This is a genomic window from Gillisia sp. Hel_I_29, assembly GCF_000744275.1.
Taxonomy (GTDB): domain Bacteria; phylum Bacteroidota; class Bacteroidia; order Flavobacteriales; family Flavobacteriaceae; genus Gillisia.
Genome location: NZ_JQLP01000005.1, coordinates 1,723,998 through 1,738,974, shown reverse-complemented (window position 1 = coordinate 1,738,974; position 14,977 = coordinate 1,723,998). Strand labels below are relative to the sequence as shown.

The following is a 14,977-nucleotide window of genomic DNA, read 5'->3' as shown; positions in this document are numbered from 1 at the left end:
ACTTTCAAAAAATGTTGTACCCAGTCCAAAAAAAAGATTTCAATTTCTTGAAACCTTGTCAATGCCAGTAGAGGGACTTGGACTCGAGAGACCTTCTGGTTATAAACTTGGTATTACCAAATGTCAGATATTTATCAACGGTTGATTAACCATCATAAATCATGTTATTACAGACTTTTAATCCATATAAATTTAAAAATTAATAACTTCATCAAGTGCTTCATCAGCATCCCGGTGCATAAAATTAGCTTGATAATTCAAGGTAGTTTTTAAATCACTATGACGATAGAGCTTTTGTAACATTAATGGATGAATTCGATCGCCAGCAATATTACCAAAGCTATGCCTAGCAATGTGATTAGATAAGTTTTTTTCGATTCCACATTCCGTGGCAATTAGCTTTAAGCATTTATTAAAAACCTTCGTAGCACTTTTTGTTTTTATATAAATTTGTTCAGCATCCTTAGGATTGGTATTTCTTAAAAAGGGGAATACAAAACCTTTATTAAGGTTTTTCTCCTTTTTGTAATAATTTAAAATTTTTTCCGCTTTCAAAGGAATTTTAAGGCTGAGTGCTTTTTCATTTTTGTTCATCACATAATAAAGACGATCGTCCTTAAAATCAGACCACTTCATTTTAACCACATCGGAAATACGAATTCCTGCGAAATAAAAAGAAAATAACCATATGTTGTGCGTATGCCAGATAGAAGTATTTTCCTCCAATTTCAACTGTTCAATTTTCTCAACCTCTTCTACGCTAAGTCCTACTTTATTACCAGAACCAATTCTAATTTTTTCCTTATCTCCGGCAAAAGGATAATATTTTTGATCAATAATTCCTTGCTTAATTGCTAAATTAAACAGGGTTCTAATTAAAATAAGCTGATTAGTAATAGTTCTGGTTTTTTGTCCTAAATAAGAATAGCAAAAGGTTTTGTATTTATTAATGAATACTTCATCGATATCTCTAAAAGAAAGAGCTTTACTTTTTTTGAAATGCTCTACCCCATCCATCCATACATATTTATTACGACGAGCATTACTGATACGTTTCAATCTGCGTTCCTTTATATCCTCAATGATCGCTGACTTCCTTTTAGTCCTTTTAAAGTTTAAAAATTCTTCAATATTATACAGTATAGATAAATCACCTTTTGCAACTGAGAATATCCCCCTCTCATATTTTTCCATTATACGTTCAGCCGCTAATTCAAAAAATGATTTTTGCCCCCTGGCTCCCTTTAATTTTTGCTTGATCTGTTTTGGAGTAACACGATCTTCAGAGTGGAAAAATAGGTTATTAGCCTCAACCATTTTCTTCATTAAAAAAATGTTGAGCTGTTGCGAGTTTGGATGACTTTTCTTAGCCATTCCAGCATTGTTATCCCAATCTTTCTCAAAAACATATTGTCCGAGCCACTTGTAATTAGTTTTATAATTCTCACTAATTCTCAGTGCTAAAGGAATTCTTCCATCTTTTCGAATCATATTCTTCCTTAAAACTATCTTTATGCTAGCCATAACTATTTAATTTTGAACTTTATAAAGATAAATAATTAGTTTATAAACTAGTACAGAATAAGTACAGAATCACTTGATTTTAACAGAATTCAATTGATTGCAAAAATTACGTATTTAACTGATAATCATATATTTTAACGGTTTTTAATCTATTTTGAATAACTACTTGTCGATGTTCATAACCCGGAGGTCACGAGTTCAAATCTCGTTCTCGCTACTTCAAAACCGCTTAAAATATAAATTTTAAGCGGTTTTTTTATTTTCTTCACTTTACGCCTATTCATATTTCATTGGATTATAAAATTAAAAGTTATACTTTGATTCCTTCAAATGTCAATTACCTTCTATCCTCATGAAAAATATTGTAGTATTAACCGGCGCTGGAATTAGTGCAGAAAGCGGAATCAAAACTTTTAGAGATGTCGATGGTCTTTGGGAAGGCCATAATGTTATGGATGTTGCTTCTCCAGAAGGTTGGGCTAGAGATCAAGAAAATGTACTTAACTTCTACAATCTTAGAAGAAAACAACTTTTAGAAGTTGAACCTAATGCAGCTCATAATGCATTGCGAGATCTAGAAGAAAAATATAATGTTCACATTATAACGCAAAACATAGATGACCTGCATGAAAGAGCTGGCAGTTCTAATGTAACTCATCTGCATGGAGAACTTTTAAAAGTAAGAAGTACTTTTGATGAAGATCTGGTAATGGATTGGAAAACAGATCTTAATGTAGGAGATTTTTGTGAATTTAATCATCAATTAAGACCACATGTGGTTTGGTTTGGAGAACCGGTTCCAAAACTGCAACATGCTATAGAGATTACAGAAGAGGCAGATATATTAATAATTGTAGGCACTTCCATGCAGGTTTATCCTGCAGCAGCACTACTAGATTTTTCACCTGCTAAAATCCCTATTTACTTTATAGATCCAAATCCTGCCGTATATCCTAGTAAATATCTTGAAATTATTAAAGAAAAAGCTGCACTAGGGGTTCCTGAATTATCGAAAAGACTTTTAGCTGAAGCTGAGTAAGAAACTTATTTTTATAAAAAAGTTTTCCTTTAAAATAATAAAATCTGTAAGCTTAGAATTGCTTAAAGCGCTATCTTTAACCTTTCAATTTTAAATCATTAAAAATGACGCCGCTTACAGCAATCTCACCTATTGATGGTAGATATTCTCAAAAAACCAAAGACCTTGTAATTTATTTTAGCGAAGAAGCTCTTATCAAATATAGAGTAAGAGTTGAAATTGAATATTTCATCGCGCTTTGTACCTTACCTTTACCTCAGTTAAAAACTGTAAATTCAGATATCTTTTCAGAGTTAAGAAATATTTACTTAAATTTTTCTAGTACTGATGCAGAAGCGGTAAAAGAGATCGAGAGCACCACAAATCATGATGTTAAGGCTGTAGAATACTTTATTAAAGATAGGTTTGATCAACTTGGATTACAACAGTACAAGGAGTTCATTCATTTTGGTCTTACATCTCAAGATATAAATAATACAGCAGTTCCATTAAGTTTAAAAGAATCTATAGAAAATGTTTACCTACCGGTTCTTAACGAGATTATTGAAAAAATTAATGATCTTAGCGTAGACTGGAAAAATATTCCTTTACTAGCAAGAACGCATGGTCAACCTGCTTCTCCTACACGTCTTGGTAAAGAAATGGAAGTGTATGTTACTAGGCTTAACGCTCAATTAAAACAACTTAAAATAATCCCTAACTCTGCTAAATTTGGTGGAGCAACAGGAAATTATAATGCACATCACGTAGCCTATCCAGCTATAGATTGGAAATCTTTTGGATCTGACTTTGTGGAAAAAACTTTGAAATTAGATCACTCTTTTCCAACCACGCAAATTGAGCATTATGATAACATGGCGGCTCTTTTTGATGCTTTAAAGAGAATAAATACAATCTTAATAGACCTAGATCGAGACTTTTGGACTTATGTATCTATGGATTATTTCAAACAAAAGATAAAAAAAGGAGAAGTAGGATCTTCTGCGATGCCGCATAAAGTTAATCCGATAGATTTTGAAAATAGTGAAGGAAATCTAGGAATAGCGAATGCTTTGTTCGAACATCTTTCTGCAAAGCTACCGGTAAGCAGATTACAGCGAGATCTAACAGATAGTACTGTATTAAGAAATATAGGTGTTCCAATAGGGCATACACTTATCGCTTTCCAATCTACATTAAAGGGATTAAATAAACTTTTATTGAATGAAGCAAAAATTCAGGGCGATCTGGAGAATAACTGGGCTGTAGTAGCAGAAGCAATTCAAACTATATTAAGACGAGAAGGCTATGCAAATCCTTATGAAGCTTTAAAAGGACTTACACGTACTAATGAGGCTATAAATAAAGAAAGCATGGCTAATTTTATTGAAACCTTAGAAGTAGAAGAAAGCGTAAAAGAAGAATTGAAAACTATAACTCCACAAAATTATACTGGAATCTAAATAGCTAGATCACATCTATTAAAAAGCCCCGAAACAGATCATATTTCGGGGCTTTTTAAATTATAATATGGTTATCTAGCTTAAGATTTATCTGCAAAGATGCCCGTAATTTCTTTTAAACCACTCATATTTATATCGCCCTTTTGCATAGAACTAACAAGATTCAAAATATCACTAGGATTCATATTGTCTCCTAAAACCCTGGCTATACCCATTCCTTTCTCATCATTATATCCATAAACTATAATTTCATCTACAGCTTCTTCATTACCTGTAAAATACACCTCTAATTTGGTACTAGAGCCACCAAATTTCATTAAAAGCTGATATTTTTCATCTTTCAAGATTTTAGAAATATTATTTTTTTCGATGTTAATCTTTTCTTGATTTTCAGGTTTTTTAGGAATGGCGATTACGTTTACTTTTTTAACCGTTTCTAACGTTCTCTTTTGATCTTCGTTTAGAGCTTCGGTATTGGCAAACAAACTGGTGGGAACATCTACTGCTACAAATTCTTTATCTCCCTGGTTATCTACATAATATTCCTGTAGGCTCTGATTGCTGTTACAAGAAACCATCATTACAGCTACCACTGCTAAACCTATAAATTTAAAAGTTTTCATACTTAAGATTTTTTATTTACTTTTTTTAATTCTTCAGCTCCTGGAACTTTAAGATCTGTGGCTAGCTTAGATAATTGTGTAAGATCTATATCACCAGTGATGCTTAAAATTACGGAGATAGGTTTACCATCTTTCTCTCCTTCCATAAACATAAAAAGTTCGCTCACAAAATTTTCATTTCTTCCCGGCTTAGAATAGAATTTAATATTTTTACCATCTTCATTAACTCTCATTAATTGCTCTAGAGATCCTTTGCTTAAATAAGAAGATACATCTGTTGCCATTTGGCTTCTAATGGTTTGCTTATTTGTGGTATACATCTTAATTTCCTTTAAATGCTCGATAAGATTGATATATTGTTGAGCTTGCGGATCTGTAGAATTAAGATCTACCTTAGCAAGAAGTTTAAACATCTTACTGGTCATCACCATAGCATCTACATCTTTCATACTCTCATACTTCTGAAAGTTTTGAGCATTACTTACTAAAGAGACTAAAGCTATTGCTACTAATAAAATTATTTTTTTCATCGTTTTTTGATTTACTCGTTTATAAATTTATCTTTTGTATTATTAAATTCTTTTATGTACCCCAGATCTTCTTTCCCATTATTAAAAACTTCAGAAATCATCTGTAACGTTTGTTTGGTTTTAAGGTATGCTTCTTCAGGATCTTCAATGGTTCCATAATCTGTACTAGAAACTAAATTTTCATGATTGTCATCCTCGTAGAAAAATACTCCCAAAGCAAGTGCCAAACTTGCAGCTATTCCTACAAGAGCATATTTAGATCTATTATTTTTGATCTTCGAAGATATCTTAGAAGAATTTTCCAACCTTAGATCCTTGGCTTTTTTCATATGAGCGAACATAACACCATAAGCGCTCCATTGTTCTGGCACATCTCCCTTGGCGAAATATTCTTTTAGTACTATCTCTTCTTCAAGATTTGTTGCTCCATCATCATACTTTATAAGTAACGCTTCAATTTTAGTTAATTCCATAGCGATGTGTTTTAAGTAGTTCTTCTCTTATTTTTTTTCTAACTCTTGAAAGTGCAACTCTAATGGCAGTTTCATTCATTTTTGTGATTTTTGATATCTCCTCGTATTCATATTGTTCAACATCTCTTAGTTGAAAGATCAGCTTTTGTTGATGAGGTAGTGCATCCAAAATTTTATCGATATGCTCAAATTCATCTTTGATCTCTAATTGCTCATAAGAACTCTTCTCTCGACTTTCATAATTATTATGAACTATTTTTACATTGCTATTTTGTTTAGATTTTAACTGATCTAAGCAGTAATTTTTTGTCATAGTCATTACAAATGCCTCTATATTGGCATAATCCTTGAGTTTATTGTTATGATTCCATAATTTTAATATTATTTCTTGAGAAGCATCTTGAGCAGATTCTTTAGAGGTTAGCAATCGAAGTGCCAATCGATATATCTTATCCTGAATGGGATCTATTAATCTCAAAAAGGTTCTTTGGTTCATTTGGTTAGTTTGTATTAGCCCTCTTATTACTACGACGAATCAGAATTACTTTTGTTACAATTTTTTAATTTACACTTTTTAATTACTTTTAGAAACTTATTATATACAACAAAAAAACTATGAAAATTTTTAAACGCCCCCTTTTAACCTTATTCTTAATTGGTGCTTTAACCGCTTGTTCTGATGATAATAATGATTCTCCACAATCTATTACACCAGAACCGGGAGAACCTAAAGATCTTACGGTAGAAAGATTTATCTATCGTGGACTTAATGAGATTTATCTTTATAAGGCTGATGTAGCTCAATTAGGAGATAATTATTTTGCCAGTACAGAAGATAGAGATGATTTTTTAGATAATTATGACACTCCTGAAGATCTTTTTTACGATGGCCTTACAGCTCCTCAAGATAGATTTAGCTTTTTAGTTGATGATTATGTGGAATTAGAAAAAACCTTTAGCGGTATTAGTACAACTACCGGAATGTCTTATGGTTTGGTAAGATTTTCTGCAACTTCTAATGATATCTTTGGTTATGTACGTTATGTACAGCCAAATACATCTGCTTCTGAAGCCGGAGTTAAAAGAGGAGATATCTTTACTCAAATAGACGGACAACAACTTACCGTTTCTAACTATCAGGGTTTATTAAATCAAAATTCTTACACATTAGGATTTGCTACATTGTCTGAGAGCAATATTTCTGAAAATGGGGTTACTGCAGATCTTACCCAGCGTGAGTACAATGCGAACCCAATTTTTATTGCTAAAACCTTAGAGGTAGCAGGACAAAAAGTTGGTTATTTAATGTATAACAGTTTTGTATCAGATTATGATCCGGAATTAAATGCTGCTTTTGGGCAATTTAAAGCTGAAGGAGTTAAAGAATTAGTTTTAGACCTTAGATATGATGGTGGTGGATCTGTAAGAACTGCTACAGATCTTGCTTCTATGATCACCGGACAATTCCCTGGACAGATCTTTTCTAAAGAACAATGGAATAAAGATTATCAAGATTATTTCGAGAGTACAGAACCAGAAAGATTATTGAACAAATTTAATACTACCATTACCAATGGAGAGATGATCAATAGCCTTAATCTAACTAGATTATTTGTTTTAACTACAGATAGAACAGCTTCTGCAAGTGAACTTATTATTAACGGACTAGATCCTTACATAGACGTGGTACAAGTTGGTGGAACTACTACTGGTAAATTCCAAGCCTCTGTAACCTTATATGATTCTTCAAATTTTGGAAGAGCTAATGCAAATCCAAAGCATACTTACGCTATGCAACCTTTAGTATTAAAATCTGCAAATGCAAACGGAGTTTCAGATTATGTAGATGGTCTAATCCCAGATATCGAGATCTTTGAAGATATTGAAAATCTAGGTGTACTTGGAGACGCAAATGAGCCACTACTTAAAGCTGCTTTAGACGTTATTCAAGGTAATAGAAGATCGATTTCTAGAGATTATAAATTATTTGATCCTGTTGCAGAAAGCAGCATGAATGACTTGAATTATCAAAGAATGTATATTGATGTACTTCCAGGAAAAGTTTCTGAATAGTTAACAATACATATTTACAATGTAAAAAGGGTTCTGAAATTTCAGAACCCTTTTTTTATATTGAGATTTAAAGCTTAAAAATTAAGCGCAATTCCTAAACGTGCATTTCTACCTCTAGTAGTATATCTATAAAGTTCTTGAAATTCAGTATTAAAGATATTATCTACTCCTGCAAAAACTTTTAGATGATCGCTCACTTGATGGCTATAATAAAAGTCTAAAATTCCATAACTTTCTAATACCACGGTTTCATTAGCAAAAGTTTCATTATTGTAAAAATTATCGGTTCTGTCGTCATTGAATTGATAACTTAAAGAAGTATAACTTTTATCTGAAATTTGATACCCTGCCTTTAGGTTGATCTTATGCTCAGGAATTCTAAGAGCAAAGCGCTCTTCCGCTTTGGTATAGGTATAATTACCAGTAAGACTTAAATTTTCAATTGGATCTAAACTAAATTCAAATTCTAGTCCGCTTGCATTAAACTCTTCCCCGATATTCTGATATTCAGAAATATAATTTTCAGGATCTACTGTTACAAAATCTATGAAATTCTTGGTATTTCTATTGAAGTAAACCAAACTGTAATTCATATTAAAAGCGTTGGTATTCAATTCTAAACCAATTTCAAAGGTGCTACTTTCCTCTGGATCGAGTTCTGTATTCCCATAGCTGCTGTCAAATAACTGATAAAGCGAAGGAGTTATATATGCCGTACTGTAAGAAGTTAACGCTTTTAATGAATTAGCACCTAGTTTAAAAGAGTAAGAAGGATTAAGGCTGTACACCAAATTAGACCCATATTCGCTGTGAATATTCAACCTCGTACCGGCATTAACGTTAAGCCCAGTTCCAGAAATATAGACCACATTTACATAGGGATCTACAATATCAAAATCTGCTACATCTTCACTTACCGTTTGTTTAAAATTTGATTCTCCAAAAGGAATACTATAGCTGTTAAAACTACTAAACACTCCATTTACACCAAGTACGGTATGAAACTTATCGTTAAAAACATATTTATTGTAAGCATCAAAAGCGTACACCTTGCTATCATATTTACTTGGATAATCTGAGAATATTTGCCTTTTAGACTCGGTATAGCTATCACTAAAAATGAAACTTCCATTCTTATAGGTGGCTACCCAGTGGCTTCCTGTTCTAACTTGTCTACTTTCCAACTCATTATTCGCATCAGCATACATAAAAGAATCGTCATAATCTGCATTGAATTTATCATAATTCCCGTAGAAATAGAACTTCAACTGATCGCTTATTTTATAACCAAGCCTTGCATATACATTGTATTTTGAAAAAGGATCATCTTCAAATTGAACAGTTTCATCTTCAGAATTTATAGAAGACATATTTTCTGAATATCTGTTGCTAAAATTTACCTGATAATCGAACTTAGATAACTTTCCGCTTACACCAACAGAATTATCAAATTGTGCTATATCATAATCTTGATCATTTTGCGATTGATTGGTACCCAGAGTAGATTGTAACTGTAGCGATATCTTTTTATCTTTTGGAGTCTTAGTCGTAATATTGATAACTGCGGTTGCAGCTCCAGAGCCATACAAGGTACTAGACGCTCCTTTTACAATTTCTATTGAAGCTACTTGATCCAACGGTAATAATCGAAGGTCAAAATCATTTGCGATAGAAGATGGATCACTTAATTGAACCCCATCTACCAAAATTAATACCTGTCTGTTTCTTCCTCCTCGAACATAATAACCAAGATTCTGACCATCGGTGCTTCTAGTTCCATTAATCTCAATTCCGGAAACCTTGTTAATTAGATCCGGAATGGTTAGCCCGGCGCTTTTCTCTAAATCTTTAGCTGAAATTTTGGTAACTACCTTACCACTATTCTCACGTTTCAGTTCAAATTTTGAATCTATTAGCACTACGCTGTCTAAAGATTCGATTTTGGTTTGTTGTGCGAAAGACAAACCGGTGCATAACAATGCACTGCATACCCATAGTTTTTTAAACATGTTTTTAAATTATTGCCAGGAGAAAAGATGTAGTATACTACACCAAACTTTTATCCCGAAAGTTTGACATTTGGTGAATATTGGCAGGTCTCCTGGCTCGCGTCTTGATATTTACCTTCCCATTCAAAAAAGAACAGTGGTTTTTTTGAAGTAATAACATCAAGCATCTAATTCGGCAAAATACCGTCTTAGACTAAGCATACAGTTGCGGGAACAGCTCAGGCATTACATCAAAACTTTTAAAGAGTATGTATTCTTTTAAAAATTTCAATTTTCCTGATTCCCTTTTAATTGACAGGCTATTATTTATTTAGATAATCTCCATGTCAAACCAAAAATTCGATGCGAAATTAAACATTTATGTTTCTTAAGATGTAAAAATTCTAAATAATCTTACTTTTGAACCAAAATTAAATCTTTGAGACCTATTCTAATTTTATGCATTTCCCTGCTTTTCCTCTCTTGTAAAAATGAAGAAAAGAATGAAGTAGATTCTACTTCTCAAGAAATCGGCGAATCTTTGAAAATTGAAAATGCGCATGGATTTACCATTTCGAAATACAACGGATATAAGATTTTAACCATTACAGATCCTTGGCCAAATGCCGAAAAAAGTTTTAAATATCTATTGGTAGAAGATGAAAGTAAAGTACCATCTACAATAGAATTCGATAAAAAAATTAATATTCCTATAAAACGTATTGTGCTCACTTCTACTACTCACATCCCTTCACTTGAAGCTTTAGATGAAACTGAAGCTTTAATAGGTTTCCCCGGGTTGGATTATATTTCTTCAGAAACTACAAGAGCTTTAATAGCTGAAAATAAGATCGTAGAGCTTGGTAAAAATGAAGCGATCAATACCGAAATTCTTATCACCTTAGAACCTGATCTTGTTATAGGTTTTGCCATAGATGGTAATAATAAAACCTATAACACTATTGAGAAAAGTGGAATTCCAGTGATCTTTAATGGAGATTGGACCGAAGAATCTCCTATGGGAAAAGCAGAATGGATCAAATTCTTTGGAGCGCTTTTCGATAAATCTGAAGAAGCGGAAGAAATTTACGATGATATTGCTAAGAATTATAAGGAAGCAAAGCAACTAGCACAATCTGTAGATGAAACCCCATTAGTCATCGCAGGGTCTATGTATAAAGATTCATGGTTTGTACCCTACGGAAATTCTTGGCAGGCTCAATTCATTAAAGATGCCAACGCAGCATATATTTATAAAGACACAGAAGGAAGTGGCAGTAAAGCTCTCTCCTTTGAATCTGTTCTCAACGATGCTCAGAACGCAGATTTCTGGGTGGCTCCAGGTCAATTTCAAAGTTATGAGCAGTTATACGAAACTTCCCAACATTACAAACAATTTAAGGCCGTTCAAAAGAAAAAGGTTTTCACTTATAGCAATACTATGGGAGCTACGGGTGGTGTCTTATATTATGAATTAGCTCCAAATAGGCCGGATCTTGTTCTTAAAGATTTAATTTCCATATTTCATCCTGAGCTTTTAAAAGATTACAAACCTACCTTTTTCAAACCTCTGGATTAAATGCCAAAAACAAAGAAATACAGAGGATTATTACTAATACTATTGGTTTTACTAGTAGTTATTGCTTTTATCAATCTCAGTTTAGGATCTGTAAGTATTCCACTTAAGGATATTTTAGGTACTTTTTTTCACGGAGAGGTGAGTCTTGAAAGTCATAGATATATAATTTCAGAATATAGATTACCAAAAGTATTTACAGCTATTTTAACCGGTTCCGGTCTTGCCGTTAGCGGACTTTTAATGCAAACGCTATTCAGAAATCCGTTGGCTGGTCCTTATGTTTTAGGACTAAGTTCTGGAGCGAGTTTGGGAGTAGCGATATTATTGATGGGAGCTAGCCTATTTGGAGGTTTTACTGCTACCATTTTATTATCTAAATGGAGTCTTGTCTTGGCTTCCAGTATTGGAAGTTTATTAGTTCTATTTGCCGTTTTATTAGCATCATCTAGATTGCGAGATACTATGGCCATATTAATCATTGGGCTTATGTTTGCCAGCCTAACAGCTGCAGTGGTAAGTGTACTCTCCTATTTTAGTTCGGCTGCACAATTACAACAATATATTTTCTGGTCTTTTGGAAGTTTAGGAAATTTAGCTTGGAATGAAGTTGGCATTTTATCAATATTTTGGTTTGTAGGTATAATTATAGCCATCTTCTGTATCAAGAATTTAAATTCTTTACTGCTGGGGGAACAATACGCTAAAAGTTTAGGAGTGAGCATATCTAGAAACAGAATTCTTATTATAATATCTACCAGCCTACTTGCGGGAAGTATTACAGCTTTTGCAGGACCAATAGCTTTTGTTGGGTTGGCAGTCCCGCATTTAATAAAACAAGTAATACCAGTTAATGATCATAGAATAATATTACCCGCTGTAATCTTGGGAGGTGCTATTCTAATGCTTATTTGCGATATCGCTGCGCAATTACCGGGCTCACAATATACTTTACCCATAAATGCAATTACTTCTTTAATTGGTGCGCCTGTTGTAATTTGGTTATTGGTAAGAAAACGTAAATTTTTATTTTAGAACCTATCGAAACTAAAAACCTCCATACAGTACTTAGCGCTAATGATCTTCAAATTGGTTATAAGAGCAAAAATGTTAAAAGCATTATTGCTTCTAATATAGATTTTGATGTAAATCAAGGGGAGTTAGTAGCTTTAATTGGAGTAAACGGCGTTGGAAAATCTACATTGTTGCGAAGTTTAATTGGAGTACAAGACGCACTCGATGGTAATATTTCCATCAATAATAAATCTTTAAAAAATATCTCTCCGGAAGATCTTTCAGAATTGATAAGTATCGTACTTACCGAACAACCTATCTCTAAGAATTTAAGTGTTTTTGAGTTGATTGCTTTGGGTAGACAACCCTATACCAATTGGATTGGCACTTTAGGTAAAAGAGATATTCAGCAAATAAACACCGCCTTAGAGCTTGTTGGAATTACTGAGTTAAGAGATAAAAAGTGTTTTGAATTAAGCGACGGTCAATTGCAGAAAGTTCTTATTGGGCGAGCCATTGCTCAAGATACTCCTCTTATAATTTTAGATGAACCTACTACCCATTTAGATATTTATCACCAAGCATATATTCTTAAATTGCTTAAAAAGCTTTGTGTTCAAACCAATAAAAGCATTCTATTTGCTACTCATGAGATCAATCTTGCACTTCAGCTTTGTGATAAGATTGTTTTAATGCAGCCAGATAAAGTTAGCGTAGGAAGCCCAAAACAACTTATTGAAAATGATTCTTTTGCTACACTTTTCCCTTCAGATCTTATAGTTTTTGATAAGATCTCCAATTCTTTTAAGATCAAAACTTAAAATACGTTACTCCCTAATTTTTCATAATATCTTTTAAAAGAAATTCAAATAAGTATCTTTGAACAAAATCAATCGTTTCTATGAACGACTATTTAATAGTTAGTCTTATAATTGTTATTGCTCTTAGCTTAGGCTTCTTTTTAGGATCGCTTATTTCGGGATTAAAAAGTAAATCGGAGCGTAGTAAGATCGAGGAACAAAACAATCAACTTAAACTTAAAATAGAAGATGTTAATTCATTTAATATCAATACTATAGAAAATTTAAAAAAAGAAAATAGTTCGGTTAGATTTGATCTTGAAAATAGATTAGAGAAGAGTGAGTATCAAAAAGAAAACATCCGAAAAGAAAAAGATTTCTTGAACTCTGAACTTACCAGAAGAAACTCCGAATTCGAAAATTTACAGCAACGTAATTTAGAGCAGAAAGCAGAAGTTGAAAAACTTCAAGAAAAATTCACCAAAGATTTTGAAATCTTGGCCAATAAGATCTTGGAGCAAAAATCTGAAAAATTCACTTTACTCAACAAAGAGAACATTCAGAATATTTTGAATCCGCTAAATGAGAAAATCAAACTCTTTGAAGAAAAGGTAGATAAGAATTCCAACGATTTTATAGAACGCCACGCCGAATTAGGAAAACAACTTCAATTTTTAAATGAACAAAATTTAAAGATTAGTGAAGAAGCCATCAACTTAACACGCGCTTTAAAGGGTGATACCAAAATGCAGGGTAATTGGGGCGAGATGGTGTTAGAAAGAGTATTAGAACGCAGCGGACTGGAGAAAAATAGTGAATATTTTGTTCAGCAGAACTTCACTAATAATAGTGGGAAAAGAGTGATGCCCGATGTGGTGATTCATCTTCCAGGAGATAAAAAAATGATCGTAGATTCTAAAGTATCTCTCAATGCTTATGAGCGCTATATCAATGAAAATGATAGTTTAGCGAAAGCCAAGCACCTTAAAGATCATTTGATTTCAGTAAAAAGAAGAGTTGAAGAATTGAGCGCCAAGAATTATCATGCACTTTACCAAATGGAAAGTCCAGATTTTGTTTTGCTGTTCATACCAATAGAGTCTGCTTTTGCAATTGCTTCTCATGAATATCCGGCACTATATTCTGATGCTTTCGAGAAAAATATTATAATTGTTACTCCAACTACGCTACTTGCGGTTCTAAAAACCATTGACACCATGTGGCAAAATGAAAAGCAAAAGGAAAATGCTTTAGAAATTGCTAAGCAAGCTGGGGCGTTGTATGATTCTTTTACCAATTTAACCGAAGATCTTCTTAAAGTTGGAAAGCAAATAGGCACCGTGCAGAATACGTATGATACTGCCATGAAGAAGCTTACCGGAAAGGGAAATCTTGTAAGGAAAGTGGAAAAACTAAAGAAATTAGGCGCCAGCGCGAGTAAACAGCTCGACCCGAAATTGATTGCAAAGGAAAGAAATGATGAAGAGGAAGAAGAACTATTAAATTTAGAAAACTAACTATCACCTAATGAAAAGAATCTTGTTTTACATACTTGGCGGATTGTTTTTGCTGTATTTAGTATATTTCGCCTTTGTATATTTTGTGCCTTATAGTGAAGGCACAAGAACCGGAGAACTTATAAAATTTAGCAGCAAAGGAGTGATCACTAAAACCTATGAGGGTGAGATAAGTCAAGGAATAAGTGGTGCCCAGATCTTTGAATTTTCTGTTTTAAGCGAGAAAAAAGAAGTTATAGATAAGCTTAAGAACAATCAAGGCAATTACGTTAAACTCACCTATGTAGAGCGATATGCTACGTTTGTATTTTGGGGTGATACCAAATATTTTATAAATAAAGTGGAAGAAGTCCAATCTCCACATTTTAGGAATTAATG

General features: G+C 33.0%; 14 protein-coding genes and 1 riboswitch. Of the genes, 8 read left to right on the top strand and 6 right to left on the bottom strand.

All coding sequences use genetic code 11. The features are described from left to right. Positions 1-192: 192 nt before the first annotated feature. The gene (locus P163_RS13045; RefSeq protein ID WP_034892044.1) at positions 193-1,524 is read right to left on the bottom strand and encodes a site-specific integrase; all 1,332 of its coding nucleotides are present in this window, start codon (positions 1,522-1,524) and stop codon (positions 193-195) included. A 352-nt stretch (positions 1,525-1,876) separates the two neighbouring features. Between P163_RS13045 and P163_RS13040 the strand changes: the two genes are divergently transcribed. Continuing rightward, complete coding sequence (locus P163_RS13040; RefSeq protein ID WP_034892041.1) at positions 1,877-2,563, top strand: SIR2 family NAD-dependent protein deacylase; 687 nt, start codon at positions 1,877-1,879, stop codon at positions 2,561-2,563. A 104-nt stretch (positions 2,564-2,667) separates the two neighbouring features. After that, positions 2,668-4,005 carry an adenylosuccinate lyase gene (gene purB / locus P163_RS13035; RefSeq protein WP_034892038.1) on the top strand — a complete coding sequence of 446 codons (1,338 nt, stop codon included), beginning with the start codon at positions 2,668-2,670 and terminating at the stop codon, positions 4,003-4,005. Between the two features lie 80 nt (positions 4,006-4,085). On the opposite strand, the gene P163_RS13030 is transcribed toward purB, so the two are convergent. The 4 genes from P163_RS13030 to P163_RS13015 are packed head-to-tail and all read right to left on the bottom strand — an operon-like array spanning position 4,086 to position 6,127. Further along, positions 4,086-4,628, bottom strand: a complete 543-nt coding sequence (locus tag P163_RS13030) for a DUF4252 domain-containing protein (RefSeq protein WP_034892035.1) — start codon at positions 4,626-4,628, stop codon at positions 4,086-4,088. A 2-nt stretch (positions 4,629-4,630) separates the two neighbouring features. After that, a complete protein-coding gene (locus tag P163_RS13025; protein WP_034892032.1) occupies positions 4,631-5,158 on the bottom strand; it encodes a DUF4252 domain-containing protein in 528 nt (175 codons plus the stop codon). An 11-nt stretch (positions 5,159-5,169) separates the two neighbouring features. Further along, the gene (locus tag P163_RS13020) at positions 5,170-5,631 is read right to left on the bottom strand and encodes a hypothetical protein (RefSeq protein WP_034892029.1); all 462 of its coding nucleotides are present in this window, start codon (positions 5,629-5,631) and stop codon (positions 5,170-5,172) included. Then, positions 5,618-6,127: an RNA polymerase sigma factor gene (locus P163_RS13015; protein ID WP_034892026.1), complete on the bottom strand. Its 510-nt coding sequence runs from the start codon at positions 6,125-6,127 to the stop codon at positions 5,618-5,620. Before P163_RS13015 ends, P163_RS13020 begins: the two co-directional genes overlap by 14 nt. A gap of 119 nt (positions 6,128-6,246) precedes the next feature. Between P163_RS13015 and P163_RS13010 the strand changes: the two genes are divergently transcribed. Then, a complete protein-coding gene (locus P163_RS13010) occupies positions 6,247-7,704 on the top strand; it encodes a S41 family peptidase (protein ID WP_034892022.1) in 1,458 nt (485 codons plus the stop codon). Between the two features lie 74 nt (positions 7,705-7,778). Here the strand turns inward: P163_RS13010 and P163_RS13005 are convergent, their stop codons facing one another. Further along, positions 7,779-9,713 (bottom strand): TonB-dependent receptor plug domain-containing protein, encoded by a 1,935-nt coding sequence (locus P163_RS13005; protein ID WP_034892019.1) that lies wholly within the window; start codon positions 9,711-9,713, stop codon positions 7,779-7,781. Positions 9,714-9,777: 64 nt separating this feature from the next. Next, a riboswitch (cobalamin riboswitch) is annotated at positions 9,778-10,064 on the bottom strand. A 67-nt stretch (positions 10,065-10,131) separates the two neighbouring features. On the opposite strand from P163_RS13005, the gene P163_RS13000 reads away from it, so the two are divergent. From P163_RS13000 to P163_RS12980, 5 genes are all read left to right on the top strand, one after another. Continuing rightward, positions 10,132-11,271, top strand: coding sequence for an ABC transporter substrate-binding protein (locus P163_RS13000; protein ID WP_034892017.1), 1,140 nt, complete (start codon positions 10,132-10,134; stop codon positions 11,269-11,271). Further along, entirely contained in the window at positions 11,272-12,303 is a 1,032-nt protein-coding gene (locus tag P163_RS12995) for an iron ABC transporter permease (RefSeq protein ID WP_034892015.1), read from the top strand. Further along, positions 12,291-13,103, top strand: coding sequence for an ABC transporter ATP-binding protein (locus P163_RS12990; RefSeq protein ID WP_081891335.1), 813 nt, complete (start codon positions 12,291-12,293; stop codon positions 13,101-13,103). Before P163_RS12995 ends, P163_RS12990 begins: the two co-directional genes overlap by 13 nt. An 80-nt stretch (positions 13,104-13,183) precedes the next feature. Beyond that, positions 13,184-14,599, top strand: coding sequence for a DNA recombination protein RmuC (gene rmuC / locus P163_RS12985; protein WP_034892010.1), 1,416 nt, complete (start codon positions 13,184-13,186; stop codon positions 14,597-14,599). A gap of 10 nt (positions 14,600-14,609) precedes the next feature. Then, entirely contained in the window at positions 14,610-14,975 is a 366-nt protein-coding gene (locus tag P163_RS12980) for a hypothetical protein (RefSeq protein WP_034892008.1), read from the top strand. Positions 14,976-14,977 lie beyond the last annotated feature (2 nt).

Bases quoted from the DNA above. Each gene is read 5' to 3' on its own strand.
- P163_RS13045 (WP_034892044.1), bottom strand. From the start codon at position 1,524: ATGGCTAGCATAAAGATAGTTTTAAGGAAGAATATGATTCGAAAAGAT.
- P163_RS13040 (WP_034892041.1), top strand. From the start codon at position 1,877: ATGAAAAATATTGTAGTATTAACCGGCGCTGGAATTAGTGCAGAAAGC.
- purB (WP_034892038.1), top strand. From the start codon at position 2,668: ATGACGCCGCTTACAGCAATCTCACCTATTGATGGTAGATATTCTCAA.
- P163_RS13030 (WP_034892035.1), bottom strand. From the start codon at position 4,628: ATGAAAACTTTTAAATTTATAGGTTTAGCAGTGGTAGCTGTAATGATG.
- P163_RS13025 (WP_034892032.1), bottom strand. From the start codon at position 5,158: ATGAAAAAAATAATTTTATTAGTAGCAATAGCTTTAGTCTCTTTAGTA.
- P163_RS13020 (WP_034892029.1), bottom strand. From the start codon at position 5,631: ATGGAATTAACTAAAATTGAAGCGTTACTTATAAAGTATGATGATGGA.
- P163_RS13015 (WP_034892026.1), bottom strand. From the start codon at position 6,127: ATGAACCAAAGAACCTTTTTGAGATTAATAGATCCCATTCAGGATAAG.
- P163_RS13010 (WP_034892022.1), top strand. From the start codon at position 6,247: ATGAAAATTTTTAAACGCCCCCTTTTAACCTTATTCTTAATTGGTGCT.
- P163_RS13005 (WP_034892019.1), bottom strand. From the start codon at position 9,713: ATGTTTAAAAAACTATGGGTATGCAGTGCATTGTTATGCACCGGTTTG.
- P163_RS12995 (WP_034892015.1), top strand. From the start codon at position 11,272: ATGCCAAAAACAAAGAAATACAGAGGATTATTACTAATACTATTGGTT.
- rmuC (WP_034892010.1), top strand. From the start codon at position 13,184: ATGAACGACTATTTAATAGTTAGTCTTATAATTGTTATTGCTCTTAGC.
- P163_RS12980 (WP_034892008.1), top strand. From the start codon at position 14,610: ATGAAAAGAATCTTGTTTTACATACTTGGCGGATTGTTTTTGCTGTAT.